The sequence below is a fragment of the Allorhizobium ampelinum S4 genome (assembly GCF_000016285.1).
Classification (GTDB): Bacteria; Pseudomonadota; Alphaproteobacteria; order Rhizobiales; family Rhizobiaceae; genus Allorhizobium; species Allorhizobium ampelinum.
Genome location: NC_011989.1, coordinates 2168292 through 2183196, shown reverse-complemented (window position 1 = coordinate 2183196; position 14905 = coordinate 2168292). Strand labels below are relative to the sequence as shown.

Genomic DNA, 14905 nt, shown 5'->3' with positions numbered 1-14905 from the left:
GAAAACTTCCCCACCCGTGCCGCCTTCATGGCGCGGTTTGAGGCTGTGGTCAGCGATGCGCTGGCGGCGGACAAGCGCCTGCTGGCCGGTTTTGATTTCGCCTTCGGTTATCCCACGGGCACAGCAGAGCGGGTGACGGGTGAGCCGGGTTGGCAAGGCCTGTGGCGCGCCATTGCCCGTGAGATTGAAGACGGTGCTGATAATGCCAATAACCGTTTCGCGCTGGCTGCCCGTTGGAACCGGGATTATTTTGCTCGGGAGTTGCGCTTCTGGGGCAGGCCGCAGGCGCTGGATCTGGACGGCCTGTCCGCAACCAAGCCTCCCACACCGACCAGCGCGCCTTTTACCATGCGGCTTGCGGAGCGCCATGCGCGCGGGGCAAAATCCGTCTGGCAATTGGCCTATGCCGGGTCGGTGGGAAGCCAGAGCCTGTTGGGCATTGCCCGGCTGAGCCGCTTTCTCGACGGGCATCCGAACCGTGACAAGATTGCGGTCTGGCCGTTTGAGACTGGCTTTACGGCTGGAAATGCGGAAAAACGAGACGGTGCCTTTCGGCGACTCGATGGCCATCCGGGCAGTTCCAGCGGCAACCATCATGTGGTTTTGGCGGAAATTTATCCCTCGCTGTTTTCGCTGGGGGATCATGAGACTGAAGTGAAGGATGCCGCGCAGGTGCGCCGGGTGGCGAGAGCCTTTGCCGGGTTCGATGCAGCCGGGATGTTGGGTCGGCTGTTTGAACGGCCCGGCATGCTCTCGGATGAGGAGATTGACGTGACGACGCAGGAAGAGGGCTGGGTGCTGGGCATCGGCCACGAAGATCTGGCCGCAACAGCTGCGGAGCTTCCGTTAGGCGAGCCAGATGACGCAACGGAAGACGTCAGGCAGATTCCGGCACTCGACTATATCCGCCAGCCAGCCGAGATCTATCGCCAGTCCTTCGAGACCATCCGGCGCGAGGCCAATCTCGACCGGTTTCCTGCTGTCATGCAGCCGCTGGTGATCCGCTTGATCCATGCCTGCGGGATGATCGATCTGGCTGATGACATCGTGTTTTCGCAGGGCGCGTTTGAGGCAGGTGCTGCGGCACTTGCCGCCGGTGCGCCCATTCTCTGCGATGCGGAAATGGTTCGGCACGGTATTATCCGCAGTCTTCTGCCAGTGGAAAACGAAGTGATCTGCCTCATCAATGATGTCAGGGTGCGGCCACTGGCCGCCTGGGCCGGCAATACCCGCTCGGCAGCGCAGGTCAATCTTTGGGCCGGTCAGTTGGAAGGCGCTGTCGTTGCCATCGGCAATGCACCAACGGCGCTGTTTCGCCTCCTGGAATTGCTGGATCAGGGTGCGCCGAAACCTGCATTGATCCTCGGCCTGCCGGTTGGCTTTGTCGGTGCCGCCGAAAGCAAGGCTGAACTTGCCGCCAACAGCCGAGGCGTGCCGTTCATTGCCGTTCAAGGCCGGCGAGGCGGTTCCGCCATGGCATCGGCTGCGGTCAATGCGCTGGCGGGAGGGCTTGGCGCCAATGACTGAGGTGTCCAGAGATCCGTGGCTGACCATTATCGGCATCGGTGATGGCGGTCTCGCCAGCCTGACGCCGCAGCAGCTTGTCCATCTCAGCGAAGCCCAGGTGCTGGTGCTGGGCGAGCGGTTGGAACATGCGGTGGCCGATGCCATTCCCAATGTGCGGCGCATCCTCACCTGGGGTGCTGGTTTTCGGGAAACGCTGGATCAGCTTCTGGCACTGCGCGGCACGCCGGTCGTGGTGGTGGCGACCGGCGATCCCATGCATTTCGGCATAGGTGCGACGCTGCGGCGCTATGTGCAGCCAGAGGAAATGCGCGTCCTGCCCAGCCCCTCGGCCTTTTCGCTGGCCGCCGCCCGGCTTGGCTGGCCGCTGCAAAGCGTCGCGCAGATTTCGCTGCATGGCCGCCCGCTGTCCTACCTCAACCGGCATGTGCTGCCGGGTGCGCGCATCCTCGCCCTGACCTCCAATGCCGAAACGGTTTTTGAGGCTGCCGACCTGCTGGCGCGGCGCGGCTTTGGGGCGTCCATGTTGCATGTGTTGGAACATATGGGCGGCGCGCTGGAGCGCATCCTGCATGTCACCGCGCAAGACTTGCTATCGCAACCGCCGGGGATCGCGGATTTCAACACGCTAGCCGTGGATTGCGCCGCTGCCGGAATGCTGCTGTCGCCGGTGCCGGGCCTACCGGACGATGCCTTCCGCCACGATGGGCAATTGACCAAGCGTGAGGTGAGGGCTGCAACGCTTGCGCATCTGGCACCGTTTCCCAATGCTTTGCTCTGGGATGTTGGTGCCGGTTGCGGCTCCATCGCCATCGAATGGCTGCGGACTGGAATGGGTACCCGCGCTATCGCAATCGAGCCGAAGCCGGAGCGGCTGGCGATGATGCGCGACAATGCCGAGGTTCTTGGCGTACCGGATCTGGAGATTGTCGAGGCCGAAGCACCAGCGGGATTGCTGAAGCTTGATCCGCCGGATGTGGTTTTCATCGGTGGCGGCATCACCACCGAAGGTCTGTTTGAGGCCTGCTGGCAGGCGCTGAAGCCAGGCGGGCGGCTGGTCGCCAATGCCGTGACGCTGGAAAGCGAGGCACAGCTTGTGACTTTGCGCAGCCTGCATGGCGGTGAGATGAGCCGGATTTCCGTGTCGCGCGCCGCACCCGTCGGTCGGTTCTGCGGCTGGAAATCGCTGATGCCGGTGACAACATGGAGTGTTTCCAAATGACAGGTAAACTCTATGGCCTTGGTCTCGGCCCCGGCGACCCGGAACTGATGACCTTGAAGGCGCATCGCATCCTGACCTCCGCGCCGGTTGTTGCCTATCCGGCACCTGATACCGGTGCAAGCTTTGCCCGCCAGATTGCCGCGCCCTATCTGCGGGCCGACCAGCTGGAAGTGCCAATGATCGTGCCGATGCGGGTCGAGCGATACCCAGCCCAGGAAATTTATGACGCCGCCGCTGTCACCCTGTCGCATCATCTGGATGCCGGTTCGGATGTGGCGGTGCTGTGTGAGGGCGATCCATTTTTCTACGGCTCGTTCATGTATCTGTTCGAGCGACTGGCGCATCGCTATCCGACCGAAGTTGTTCCCGGTGTCTCGTCGATGATGGCCGCCGCCGCTGCCTATGGCCGCCCGCTGGCGGCCCGCAACGATGTGCTGACCGTGCTACCAGGCCCGCTGGAGAATGATGTGCTGCGCGCCCGGATCGAAAGCGCCTCTGCCGTCGCCATCATTAAGCTGGGACGGCATTTCCCCCGCATCCGGGCGCTGATCGACGCCATGGGCCTGACTGCCAATGCCGGTTATGTCGAGCGGGTGTCGCTGCATAGCGAACGCCTGCTGCCGCTGGGTGATGTCGCGGAAGACGTTGCCCCGTATTTCTCGATGATCCTGATTTACAAGGGGGCTGAGGGCTGGGCGCTCGGTGCGGCTCCGCAGACGGAAAGACTTTGATGACAACGCCTCAAAAGACTAGCAATGTAAAGCCTGCCATTGTCATTCTGATGCCAACGGCGCTGGCCTTGGCGCGGCGCATTGCCGAGGCCGTTGGCGGTGAGGTTCATGCTGCCGCATCCCGCGTGGACGGGGCAGATCAGGCCTTTGACGATGTGAAAAGCGATGTCCGGGCGTTGTTTTCTGCTGGCCGCCCGATCGTTGCCGTCATGGCATCGGGTGCCTTGATCCGGCTGCTGGCCCCATTGCTCACCGACAAGCAGTCCGAACCGCCGGTGCTCTGCGTGTCCGAGGATGGCGCTTCCGTCGTGCCACTGCTGGGCGGCCATCACGGTGCCAATGACATGGCGCGGACGGTGGCCGAGATTCTCGATGCCCATGCGGCGATTACCACGGCGGGGGACCTGCGTTTCGGTGTGGCACTGGATGCGCCCCCTGAGGGCTATGTGCTGGCCAATCCTGAACAGGCCAAGACCGTCATGGCCGAACTGGTGGCCGGGGCAAGCGTCCGGTTGGTTGGCAATGCAGAGTGGCTGGCGGCTTCGCGTCTAGCCTTTGACGACGAGGGCAAGGTGACGCTGACCGTCACCGATCAGCGCCAAACGGCGGGGCCGCTGGAGCTGGTCTACCACCCGAAAACCCTGGTGCTGGGCATGGGCTGCGAGCGCCATACCTCAATTGAAGAGGCGATTGCGCTGGCGCAGCAGGCATTGGACACATCTGGTCTTGCTGCCCAAAGCCTTGCTGCCGTGGCCTCGATTGACGTTAAAGCCGATGAGGCGGCAATCCATGCGGTGGCCGCGCATTTCGGTGTGCCCGCCCGGTTCTTTTCCGCCGAACGGTTGGAGCAGGAACGCCCCCGTCTGCAAAACCCGTCGGATGTGGTGTTTGCCGAGGTCGGTTGCCACGGCGTGGCGGAGGGCGCGGCGCTGGCGGTGGCCGGTTCGGACGGTGTGCTGGTTCTGCCCAAGATCAAATCGAAAGGCGTGACTGCCGCTCTGGGCCGCAGCGCCCAGCCCATCAAGGAAACAAGCTTTGGCCGCGCCCGTGGGACCTTGTTCGTTGTCGGCATCGGGCCGGGGTCGGAAGGTTGGCGTTCGCCGGAAGTCTCGCGCATGGTGGCAGCGTCGAGCGATCTCGTTGGCTACTCGCTTTACCTCGATCTGCTCGGATCGCTTGCCGAGGGCAAGACCCGGCATGATTTCGACCTTGGCAAGGAAGAAGCCCGCGTGGTCCATGCGATGGAACTGGCGGGCGAGGGCAAGACAGTGGCGCTGGTCTGTTCCGGCGATGCCGGAATTTATGCCATGGCGACGCTGGTCTTCGAGCTTTTGGACAAGGGCGGAATTTCTGCGGGTGCGCAGCGGATCGAGGTACAGGTTTCGCCGGGCATTTCCGCGCTTCAGGCCGCCGCCGCCCGGATTGGCGCGCCGCTCGGCCATGATTTCTGCACCATTTCACTGTCCGACCTGTTGACGCCCTGGGAGCATATCCAGCGCCGGGTGAAGGCGGCGGGCGAGGGCGATTTCGTCATCGCCTTTTACAATCCGGTATCGATGAAGCGGCGCACGCAACTGGCCTATGCCCGCGACCAGCTGCTGACCTATCGCCCGGCCGATACGCCGGTCATTCTCGCCACCAATCTTGGCCGTCCCGGCGAGATGGTGCGGGTGGTGCCACTGGCTGGCTTGAATGTCGATGACGTCGATATGCTGACGGTGGTCATCGTTGGTTCGTCGGAAAGCCGCACTGTCAAAACCGGTGACGGCAAGACCTGGGTTTACACGCCGCGCGGCTATTCCGGCAAGGCGGATACGGCAATGCAGAAGGACGCATGACATGACGGTTTATTTCATTGGTGCCGGTCCAGGCGCACCCGACCTGATCACCGTGCGGGGCTTGAGGCTGATTGAGCGCTGCCCGGTCTGCCTTTATGCCGGATCGCTGGTGCCGGAGGAAATCGTCAAGGCCGCGCCTGAGGATGCGCTGGTCAAGGATACCGCGCCGATGCATCTGGACGAGATCATCACCGAGATCCAGGCGGCCCATGCACGGGGCCAGGATGTGGCGCGGGTGCATTCTGGCGATCCGGCCATCTATGGGGCGATTGCCGAACAGATGCGCAGGCTGGACGCGCTGGATATTCCCTATGACGTGGTGCCGGGCGTACCCGCCTTTGCGGCGGCTGCCGCGAGGCTGAAGACCGAATTGACCCTGCCGGAAGTGGCCCAGACAGTCATCATTACCCGCACCGAGATGAAGGCGTCGTCGATGCCGGAATTCGAGACGCTTGATATCCTCGGAAAATCCCGCGCCACGCTGGCCATCCATCTGTCGATCCGCAATCTCAACCATATCCGCGAGACGCTGACGCCTTACTATGGCGAAGACTGCCCCGTGGTGATCGCCTACCGCGCCACATGGCCGGACGAATTGTTCATCCGCACCACGTTGAAGGATATGGCGGAGGAGGTGCGCAAGGCGAAAATCACCCGCACGGCATTGATCATGGTCGGCAAAGTGTTCGGCGATGTCGCCTTCCGCGATAGCGATCTCTACAATTCTGATTTTTCCCATGTGCTGCGCAATGTGGGCAAGAAGGGTGTATCCAAGAAAAACCAGGCCGTCTGACGGCGGCAGCGGTTGCGGGATAGCGCAAGGCCGCTATTGTCCCATCAAAGGATATATAAAGGCCAAATGACCCAAGAAGGACAGCGCGATGCATAAGGTGATTTTCGATACGGACCCCGGCGTTGACGATGCCATGGCACTGCTGTTTCTGCATCACCATGCGGATATCGATCTGCTGGGCATTACCACGGTGTTCGGCAATGCCACCATTGAGACCACGACCCGCAATGCGCTTTATCTGAAGCAGGAATGGAATATCGCGGCACCAGTTGCCAAGGGTGCTGGCGAAACCTTCATTCCGCATCGCGTTACCCATGAGCCGCCGAAATTCATTCACGGCGATGACGGACTTGGCAATATCGGTGTGCCGGATGCCGTGGACGTGCCGCTCCATCCGCGCCCGGCGCATCGTTTCATCGTCGAGACCATCCGCGCCAATCCGGGCGAAGTGCGGATTGTCGCAGTTGGCCGAATGACCAACCTTGCCAATGCTTTGAAGGAAGATCCTGAGATCGTTTCTCTGGTCAAGGACGTGGTGATCATGGGTGGTGCCTTCGATGTCAACGGCAATGTGACGCCCGCCGCCGAGGCCAATATCCACGGCGACCCAGAAGCGGCCGATATCGTCTTCACCGCCGGCTGGCCGGTGGTTGTGGTTGGTCTTGATGTCACGACGAAAACCGTGATGACCCGCCAGGCGCTGTCCGACATCCGCGACGCGGCAGGCATGCGGGCGCAATTGCTGTTCGACCTGTCGCAGTTCTACATCAAGTTCTACGAGAGCCGGGTGCCTGATGGCATGGTGGTCCACGACAGCTGCGCCTGCGCCTACGTTGTGGCACCGGAGCTATTTACCACCCGCAGCGGTTCGATCCGGGTGGTCTGCGGCGGTATTGCCGATGGCCAGACCATCCAGAAGCCTGACAGCATGGGCTTCGGCCCCAGCGATTGGGACGACCTGCCAAGCCAGACGATCTGCACCGATATCGAGGCCGGTGCCGTGCTGAAGCTGATCCACGACACGATCGTGTCTGTGCAGGAAGCGTGACTTGGCCGAAAGTTTAAACGCGTAATGCGGTAGAACAAGACCAGAGTAGCGATGCCTGCCGTGTGCTGCTCTTAAAAGACAGGTTCTGAAAGCAAATGGAAATAAGACCTGCGATAAAATCGGACTTTCCGACGCTGGCAAATCTTATGACCGAACTCGGCTATCCCAGTTCGGTCGAAGATATTGCGCTGCGGATGGAGGGCATCACAGGCCGCGATGATTACGCTGCGTTTGTTTCAGTCGAGCAAAATATCGTTGCCGGAATGATTGGCCTTTCTGTTTCGCCATCCTTTTACCGCAGCGGTCTTGGTGGCGCCATCATCGCCCTGGTTGTCTCGCCTGATTTTCGAGGGCGGGGTATTGCCGCGTCACTGATCACCTATGCAGAGCAATGGCTTCGCGAGAAGGGTGCAGATCGGGTGACAATAAATCCCAGCAACCATCGTCTCCCTGCTCATCGGCTTTATCATCGCCTTGGCTACGATAATACGGGGATACGTTTTACAAAAGCACTGTAACGCATGTTTCCTAGAACGGTTTGCTCTTCATGGAAGCGCATTGACGCTCTGGCTCCTCGTTTTTACGCATTTCCTGACGGACAATCCGTTTCCACTTTTCCTGGAAACGCTCTATTTCGCATCGCTCCATGTGTTAACCGATGAAGAGTAGACAATAAATCAATATATTCATGGTTTATTAGCCAGGAAACCAGAACGCTTGGCTAATCGGAAAATCGGCACCACTGAATTGGCTGGTGTCTGCGTTGTGTCCGATGAGTGAGCATGTTGCAATAATGTCTGGTGTAATTTCTTATCCAAAGCCTGAGTCATAATTTCTTAAACCGGTTGCAGTTTAAGGAGAACATTATGCAGAAAATATAAAGTGTTACAGCGTCCTTTGTGCGGTTTTCCAAAACGCAGGGCGCTGTGGCGCGGCGTACGGACAGAAATGATCAATAGGTTTTTATCTCAATCTATGCTTTCATTAGAATGTAATGTTAGGGGTCGGATTGAATGTCTTTCGTTTGGAATGCTCCAGTGGCTTCACGAATGGATCTGCCCAAGGGTCGGGTGACCATTTCGCAGGGACAATTTGCCGTCAGCGACGATCCCGATACGGTGATGACGACGGTGCTTGGCTCCTGTGTCGCTGCCTGTATTCGCGATCCCGTGCTGGGTCTCGGCGGTATGAATCATTTCGTCTTGCCGGGTCCGGTTGCCAAGGGCATGAGCAAAAGCGAGGCGGCGCGATATGGCTGCCAGTTGATGGAGCTTCTTGTTGACGGGTTGCTGGCGCGTGGCGCAAATGTCTGGCGTTTGGAGGCAAAGATTTTCGGTGGCGCCAGTCCCGGCAACTCCTTCTATAATGTAGGGGCGCGCAATTTTGATTTCGCGCGGCAGTTTCTGGCAACGAACGGTATTGCGGTCATTGAGGAAAATGTCGGCGGCCCTTATGGCTGCAAGCTCGAATATTGGCCCTATTCGGGCAAGACCAATTGCGTGCCGCTCAGCGGACGTATGGGTGTGAAGCCCAAGGTCACGGCAATTCGGTCGCCAGCTCAGAAGGTGTGAGGATATCGCCTTCACCGTGGCGAAACAAAATCAATATCAATGTGACAACGCAATCGGTCGTCAAGTGATCGGGCGGGCGATCATCACCACGGGCAATCCCAATTTTCGGGCCGCGATAATCTTGCCATAGCTAGCCTCGCCGCCTGAATTGCGGGTCACGAGATGGGTGATGGCATGGCTTTCCAGCAGGGCTTTTTCTGCTTCCCAATCCGCCGCCGCTTTGCCGACAACGATGTCGGCATGGGTAAAGGGTAGCGGCGCTGATGGCGCATCCACCATGCGGATCACAAAGTGGCAATCCGTTCGCCGCGCAAATATGTCGATATATTGCCGCCCCAGCGCCAGGAAGACCTTGGCTCCCTCCGGCAACGTATGGGCCGCCGCTTCCAGTGTTTCGACCATGCTCCAGCGGTCGCCGGGTTGCTCCAGCCATTGCGGGCGCAGATGGACGATGAGCGGTATGTCCGCCTTTCGGCAGGCTTCGACAGCATTGGCGGATATTTGCCGGGCAAATGGATGTGTGGCGTCGATCACCCTGGTAATGCCTTCACTCCTCAGATAGGCCACCAGCCCATCGACACCGCCGAAGCCACCGATGCGGACGTCTCCAGCCAGACTGGCCGGATATTCGGTGCGTCCGGCAAGCGCGGTAATGACGAAAGCCTCACCTTGCTCCACCAACTCTGCGGCAAGTTTTGCCGCCTCTGCTGTGCCGCCGAGAATGAGGATGCGTTCAGGAGGCGATGGCAAGGATCGCTCCCGCTCGGTCGGTGACGATCACATCGACCGCGATATCGGCACCGCGTAGAACTGACAGGGCGGTTTCTCTTGCCCTTTGCGCAATCGGTGTTGCCATGTCCAGATTGTTTTGCCGGGTGATGTCGAGGATTTCCAGGGCGGTGTTGGCAGACCTGATCCTCTCCTTGATGTCTTGCGAGAGAGGATGATCGGACATCAATGTTTCCATGAAGGTATTGTCGATCTGGCTGCGGGCGGAATGGAGATCCAGCGCGCCTTGCGCCAGCTTGCTCAACTTGGCAAATCCACCTGCAATCGTCAGCCGGGGCACGGGGTACTGGCGCAGATATTTGAGCAGGCCGCCGGCAAAATCACCCATGTCCAGCAGCGCTTCCTGCGGCAGGCCGTAAAGCTGCTGGGCGGCACGTTCGGAAGTCGAGCCGGTGGCGCCAAGCACATGTGGAAGGCCCATGGCGCGTGCGACATCGATGCCGCGATGGATGGAGTGAATCCAGGCGGCACAGGAAAATGGATTGACGATGCCAGTGGTTCCTAGCACCGAAAGCCCGCCGATAATGCCCAGGCGCGGGTTCCAGGTCTTTTCCGCCAGCGCCTGCCCGCCAGGAATGGAAACCGTGATTTCCACATCGGGCGTTAATCCATGCTGTTTGGCCAGTGCCTCCACCTCGGCCACCATCATCGCGCGCGGCACGGGGTTGATGGCTGGTTCACCTATGGCCAGCGGCAGGCCGGGCCGCGTCACCGTGCCGACGCCATCGCCCGCCACGAAGCGGATGCCAGAACCGGCGGTGAGACGCCGTATAGTGGCGATCACGGTTGCGCCATGGGTCACGTCAGGGTCGTCGCCCGCGTCCTTGATGATTCCCGCCGAGGCCTGGCCACCCGCGATCTGTTCATAGGCGAGCGCAAAGGCTGGTTCTTGCCCGCCGGGCAGGCGGATCGACACCGGATCGGGAAATTCACCGGTCAAAAGTGCCGTCAGCGCTGCCTTGGTCGCGGCTGTCGCGCAGGCGCCTGTGGTCCAGCCCTTGCGCAGCGGCCCATTCGGCTTGCGCGAAGCAGCGGCATCGGGTGTTTCGGTTGGCGGTGCGGCTTCGGTCATGGTTCTTTATAGGCAAGGCGTGCGGCAGGGGGAAGATGGGCGTGACCCTTGCTGCTCATTCGGACAAATCATCGTCATGGCGGTATAATTTTCCCCGCCAGCCGATTTCGGTTTGGGAAATTATGCAGTAGATCTTCTCGCCATGATGCAAGATGTTTTCAAGCCTTTGCCCCTATTGCAGCCGGGCCATGTCTGGCTGGCGGGGGCAGGGCCGGGTGATCCAGGTCTGTTGACGCTTTTGGCGGTGCGTGGCCTGTCCATGGCGGATGTGATTGTTCATGACGCGCTGGTTGATGAGGCTTGCCTTTCCTACGCCAATCCAGGCGCGGTGTTGGAATATGCTGGAAAGCGCGGCGGCAAGCCTTCGGCCCGGCAGCGTGATATTTCTCTGCGATTGGTGGAACTGGCGAAATCCGGCAAGCGGGTGCTGCGGCTGAAAGGCGGCGACCCCTTCGTGTTCGGGCGCGGCGGCGAGGAGGCGCTGACATTGGTCGAGCATGGCGTGCCGTTTCGCATCGTACCCGGCATTACCGCAGGCATTGGCGGGCTGGCCTATGCGGGCATCCCCGTCACCCACCGCGAGATCAACCATGCTGTCACCTTCCTGACCGGCCATGATTCGTCCGGCGCCATGCCTGACGGAATTGATTGGCAGGCGGTAGCCAAGGGTTCCCGGGTGATTGTCATGTATATGGCGATGAAGCATATGGGCCACATCGCCGCGCAATTGCTGGCGGCGGGGCGCCAGCCCGAAGAGCCGCTGGCCTTTGTCTGCGACGCGGCAACGGACCGGCAACGGGTGCTGGAAACCACGCTGGGTGAGGCCGAAGACGCCATGCAGGCCGCTTGTATCCAGCCACCCGCCATCGTGGTGCTGGGCGAGGTGGTGCGGCTTCGCCCCTCGCTGGACTGGCTCGGTGCCTTGTCGGGCCGGGCCTTGCAACCGGACCCCTTTGCCAATCGAAGCCTAAAGGATACGGCATGAGTGGCCTTCTGATTGCCGCGCCTGCCTCCGGGTCAGGCAAGACCACCGTCACGCTTGGCCTATTGCGCGCCTTGAGCGAAGCCGGTCATAAGCTGGCGCCGGGCAAGGCCGGGCCGGATTATATCGATCCGGCCTTTCATGCGGCGGCAAGCGGTGAGATCTGCCTGAATTTCGACCCCTGGGCGATGCGCCCTGAATTGATTGCCGCCAATGCCGCCCTGCACCGTCAGGGTGGCCGGACCCTGGTGGTCGAGGCGATGATGGGGCTTTACGACGGGGCGGCGGATGGCACCGGTTCGGCGGCGGATCTTGCCCTGATGCTCGGCCTGTCGGTGGTGCTGGTGGTCGATTGCGCCCGCACCTCGCATTCCGTCGCCGCCTTGGTAAAGGGCTTTGCCGATTTCAGGCCCGGTCTGCTGATAGTCGGCGTTATCATCAACCGTGTCGCCAGCGATCGGCATGAGGCGATGCTGCGCCAGGCGTTGGAGACAATCCGCATGCCGGTGCTGGGCGTGATCCGCAGCGATACGGGGCTTGCACTGCCGGAGCGGCATCTGGGATTGGTGCAGGCGGCGGAACAGGCTGATCTCGAAGGCTTTATCACCCATGCCGCGCAGGTCGTGGCAAAAGGCTGTGATCTCGGCGCTATCATTCGGGCTGCGGTTCGCAGCCCTGATCCGGTCTCGGAGGCCAATATTGCCCGGCTTGCGCCGCTAGGGCATCACATCGCCGTGGCGCGGGACGAGGCGTTTGCCTTTTGCTATGAGCATATGCTGCTGGGGTGGCGACGCCGCGGCGCGCAGATCAGCTTCTTTTCGCCCCTGCAGGATGAGGCTCCGGCAGACGATGCCGATGCGGTGTATCTGCCTGGCGGCTATCCCGAACTTCATGCCGGAAGGATTGCCAATGCTCACCGGTTCCGGGCGGGAATGCAGGCGGCGGCGGCAAGGCCGGTGAAAATTTACGGGGAATGCGGTGGCTATATGGTGCTGGGTGAGGGGTTGACCGACGCGGATGGAACGGACCATGCGATGCTGGGACTTTTACCGCTGAAAACCAGCTTTGCCGCGCGAAAGCGCCATCTGGGCTATCGGCTTTTACGGCCATTGGCGGGAGATTTCTTTGCCCATGCGATGACCGGCCACGAGTTTCATTATTCGACCGTGATCGAGGAAGGCGAGGGCGACCGGCTGTTTGCCGCCGAGGATGCCTTGGGCCTGTCCTTGGGGCAGGTCGGCTTGCGGCGTGCCAATGTGGCTGGGTCCTATATGCATCTTATCGACCGTGCGGGCGAGAACCGGGCATGACAGTACAGCCCGGCCAGACCATTGCCCATGGCGGCGGCCTTGCTGCGGCAGCGCGCCTTTATGGCGGAAACATTGAAGACTGGCTGGACCTGTCCACCGGCATCAATCCCTGTCCCCCTGATCTGCCCGCCATCGATGCCCGCGCCTGGCACCGCCTGCCGGACCGCGAACGCGAGGACGCAGCCCGGCTTGCGGCGCGCGATTTTTACGGCAGCGGGACCGTTTTGCCGCTGCCGGTTCCAGGCACACAATCGGTTATCCAACTGTTGCCGAAGTTGATGGATGCAGGCAGGCGCGCCGTCATTCTCAGCCCGACCTACGGCGAATATGCCCGTAGCCTCACGCTGGCCGGTATTGCTGTCGATGCGGTGGACAGTCTTGAGGAAATAACATCCGTCCATGGACTGGCGGTGGTGGTGAACCCCAATAATCCGACCGGGCGGCAGATCGGAAGATCGGAACTGGGCGCGGTTGCCCAGCGCATGGCGTCCCATGGCGGCCTCTTGCTGGTGGACGAAGCCTTTGCCGATGTGCAGCCGGAGCAATCTCTTGCGCCGCTGGTGGCGGATCATCCCAATCTGCTGCTGTTTCGTTCCTTCGGCAAATTCTTCGGTCTGGCGGGCTTGAGGCTGGGTTTTGTGATTGCTGATCAGGCGCTTTTGGATCTGTTTGCCGAGTGGCTAGGGCCTTGGGCGGTATCGGGACCGGCTCTGTCGGTGGCAACGCAGCTTTTCAGCGCTGACCATCGTGGCTTGCGTGCTCAGATCTTTGCCCGCAAGGCAGCGCTTGAAGCGGTTTTGGCGCAGGCAGGTTTGGCGGTGATTGGCGGCACGCCGCTGTTTTCACTGGTGGAATACACGGGTGCGGCCAACTTGCATGCCCATCTGGCACGCGTGCATATCCTGACGCGGATTTTTGAGTATGCGCCGGGCTGGTTGCGGATTGGCCTGACGCCCGACGAAGAGGCCGATGCCCGGCTTCTGGCTGCCTTGCAGGCCTTCCAGTCATGATGGAAGCGCATCTGCTTATCTTAGCTCTGGCGCTGGTGCTTGACCGCGTGGTTGGCGATCCGCCCTGGCTATGGGCGCGCCTGCCGCATCCGGTCGTGGTGTTTGGCACATGTATTTCGGCCTTCGACCGGCTGCTGAACCGGCCTGCTCTGGCCGATCCGCTGCGCAAGGCGGGCGGGGTGTTGACGATTGTGCTTCTGCTGATGGCAAGCCTTGGCGTTGGATATGGGCTGCATCGCCTGTTCGCGGCACTTGGCTTTATCGGGTTCCTGCTGGAAATTGCTGTCACGGCAGTGTTTCTGGCGCAGAAAAGTCTGCTGGACCATGTGAAGGCCGTCGCCGACGGCTTGTTGCATGAGGGCCTCGCCGGTGGTCGCCGGGCGGTGTCGATGATTGTCGGGCGCGATCCCGATGTGCTTGATGAGGCCGGTGTGGCGCGTGCCGCGCTGGAAAGCCTGTCAGAAAACTTTGCCGATGGGGTGGTGGCACCCGCCTTCTGGTATGGCGTGCTCGGTCTGCCGGGTCTGCTTGCCTATAAAATGCTGAACACTGCCGATTCGATGATTGGCCATAAATCCGAACGCTATGTGCAATTCGGCTGGGCTTCTGCACGGCTGGACGATTTGGCCAATTGGCCCGCTGCCCGGCTGGCGGGATTGTTGATCGTCTGTGCTGCCGGCACTGGTGAGGGTATAGCGACGGCTAAAAGGTGCTTCACGGTGATGATGGCTGATCACGGCCTGCATCGCTCGCCCAATTCCGGCTGGCCGGAAGCGGCGGCGGCGGGTGGGCTGGATGTGGCGCTGGCGGGACCGCGTATATATGCCGGAGACGTGGTCAACGAGCCAATGATGAATGCCGCGGGCCAACGCGCCATTGGTGGTGCGGATATCCGGCGCGGTCTTTTGCTGATTGACGGAGCCTGGCGCATCGGTGTTGGCATTTTGCTACTGCTGACCCTGTTGTGACGGATAACCTGCTGTTTTTTGTGGCATGTATCGTCACTGTCATGCAC

The 14905-nt window shown here is 60.9% G+C and carries 14 protein-coding genes; 12 read left to right on the top strand and 2 right to left on the bottom strand.

Annotated elements, in window-relative coordinates; translation table 11 throughout:
* Window positions 1-885: 885 nt before the first annotated feature.
* From AVI_RS31405 to AVI_RS10335, 8 genes are all read left to right on the top strand, one after another.
* Window positions 886-1527 (top strand): precorrin-8X methylmutase, encoded by a 642-nt coding sequence (locus tag AVI_RS31405; protein ID WP_041698059.1) that lies wholly within the window; start codon window positions 886-888, stop codon window positions 1525-1527.
* Window positions 1520-2746, top strand: coding sequence for a bifunctional cobalt-precorrin-7 (C(5))-methyltransferase/cobalt-precorrin-6B (C(15))-methyltransferase (locus AVI_RS10365; protein ID WP_015916314.1), 1227 nt, complete (start codon window positions 1520-1522; stop codon window positions 2744-2746). The genes AVI_RS31405 and AVI_RS10365 overlap by 8 nt, the downstream gene beginning before the upstream one ends.
* A complete protein-coding gene (gene cobI, locus AVI_RS10360; RefSeq protein ID WP_015916313.1) occupies window positions 2743-3477 on the top strand; it encodes a precorrin-2 C(20)-methyltransferase in 735 nt (244 codons plus the stop codon). The genes AVI_RS10365 and cobI overlap by 4 nt, the downstream gene beginning before the upstream one ends.
* The gene (cobJ, locus tag AVI_RS10355; RefSeq protein WP_015916312.1) at window positions 3477-5315 is read left to right on the top strand and encodes a precorrin-3B C(17)-methyltransferase; all 1839 of its coding nucleotides are present in this window, start codon (window positions 3477-3479) and stop codon (window positions 5313-5315) included. The genes cobI and cobJ overlap by 1 nt, the downstream gene beginning before the upstream one ends.
* A 1-nt stretch (window position 5316) precedes the next feature.
* Window positions 5317-6108 carry a precorrin-4 C(11)-methyltransferase gene (gene cobM, locus AVI_RS10350; RefSeq protein ID WP_015916311.1) on the top strand — a complete coding sequence of 264 codons (792 nt, stop codon included), beginning with the start codon at window positions 5317-5319 and terminating at the stop codon, window positions 6106-6108.
* An 88-nt stretch (window positions 6109-6196) separates the two neighbouring features.
* The gene (locus tag AVI_RS10345) at window positions 6197-7156 is read left to right on the top strand and encodes a nucleoside hydrolase (protein ID WP_015916310.1); all 960 of its coding nucleotides are present in this window, start codon (window positions 6197-6199) and stop codon (window positions 7154-7156) included.
* A 146-nt stretch (window positions 7157-7302) separates the two neighbouring features.
* Window positions 7303-7674: a GNAT family N-acetyltransferase gene (locus AVI_RS10340; RefSeq protein WP_071203694.1), complete on the top strand. Its 372-nt coding sequence runs from the start codon at window positions 7303-7305 to the stop codon at window positions 7672-7674.
* 519 nt (window positions 7675-8193) lie between these two features.
* Entirely contained in the window at window positions 8194-8727 is a 534-nt protein-coding gene (locus tag AVI_RS10335; RefSeq protein ID WP_187152350.1) for a chemotaxis protein CheD, read from the top strand.
* Window positions 8728-8787: 60 nt separating this feature from the next.
* On the opposite strand, the gene AVI_RS10330 is transcribed toward AVI_RS10335, so the two are convergent.
* Window positions 8788-9477 carry a cobalt-precorrin-6A reductase gene (locus tag AVI_RS10330; protein WP_015916307.1) on the bottom strand — a complete coding sequence of 230 codons (690 nt, stop codon included), beginning with the start codon at window positions 9475-9477 and terminating at the stop codon, window positions 8788-8790.
* Window positions 9461-10588: a cobalt-precorrin-5B (C(1))-methyltransferase gene (locus tag AVI_RS10325; protein WP_080516980.1), complete on the bottom strand. Its 1128-nt coding sequence runs from the start codon at window positions 10586-10588 to the stop codon at window positions 9461-9463. Before AVI_RS10325 ends, AVI_RS10330 begins: the two co-directional genes overlap by 17 nt.
* A gap of 142 nt (window positions 10589-10730) precedes the next feature.
* Between AVI_RS10325 and cobA the strand changes: the two genes are divergently transcribed.
* Genes cobA through cbiB form a run of 4 tightly spaced genes read left to right on the top strand, consistent with a single transcriptional unit; the run spans window position 10731 to window position 14858 of the window.
* Window positions 10731-11573: a uroporphyrinogen-III C-methyltransferase gene (gene cobA / locus AVI_RS10320; protein WP_015916305.1), complete on the top strand. Its 843-nt coding sequence runs from the start codon at window positions 10731-10733 to the stop codon at window positions 11571-11573.
* Window positions 11570-12880: a cobyrinate a,c-diamide synthase gene (locus tag AVI_RS10315; RefSeq protein WP_015916304.1), complete on the top strand. Its 1311-nt coding sequence runs from the start codon at window positions 11570-11572 to the stop codon at window positions 12878-12880. Before cobA ends, AVI_RS10315 begins: the two co-directional genes overlap by 4 nt.
* Window positions 12877-13890, top strand: a complete 1014-nt coding sequence (cobD, locus tag AVI_RS10310; RefSeq protein WP_015916303.1) for a threonine-phosphate decarboxylase CobD — start codon at window positions 12877-12879, stop codon at window positions 13888-13890. Before AVI_RS10315 ends, cobD begins: the two co-directional genes overlap by 4 nt.
* Window positions 13887-14858 carry an adenosylcobinamide-phosphate synthase CbiB gene (cbiB, locus tag AVI_RS10305; protein ID WP_015916302.1) on the top strand — a complete coding sequence of 324 codons (972 nt, stop codon included), beginning with the start codon at window positions 13887-13889 and terminating at the stop codon, window positions 14856-14858. Before cobD ends, cbiB begins: the two co-directional genes overlap by 4 nt.
* Window positions 14859-14905: the final 47 nt, after the last annotated feature.